Source organism: Cupriavidus sp. SIMBA_020 (assembly GCF_046535395.1).
Taxonomy (GTDB): domain Bacteria; phylum Pseudomonadota; class Gammaproteobacteria; order Burkholderiales; family Burkholderiaceae; genus Cupriavidus; species Cupriavidus campinensis.
The window spans coordinates 1-294 of record NZ_JAWRWU010000331.1; the positions used below are offsets into that span (position 1 = coordinate 1).

1 rRNA gene is annotated in these 294 nt (G+C 56.1%); it reads right to left on the reverse strand.

The features are described from left to right. Nucleotides 1-294 (reverse strand): 23S ribosomal RNA (locus SB751_RS29450); the annotation flags it as partial.

Genomic DNA, 294 nt, shown 5'->3' on the forward strand with positions numbered 1-294 from the left:
CGATACAGCAACAGGGACATCCAACACCCTGATGATCTTCCGCGATCCGTCCCCCCATCGCACTGTACGACGGTACTGGAATATTAACCAGTTTCCCATCAGCTACGCATCTCTGCCTCGCCTTAGGGGCCGACTCACCCTGCGCCGATGAACGTTGCGCAGGAAACCTTGGACTTACGGCGAGGGGGCTTTTCACCCCCTTTATCGCTACTCATGTCAGCATTCGCACTTCTGATACCTCCAGCAGCCTTTACAAGCCACCTTCGCAGGCTTACAGAACGCTCTCCTACCGCG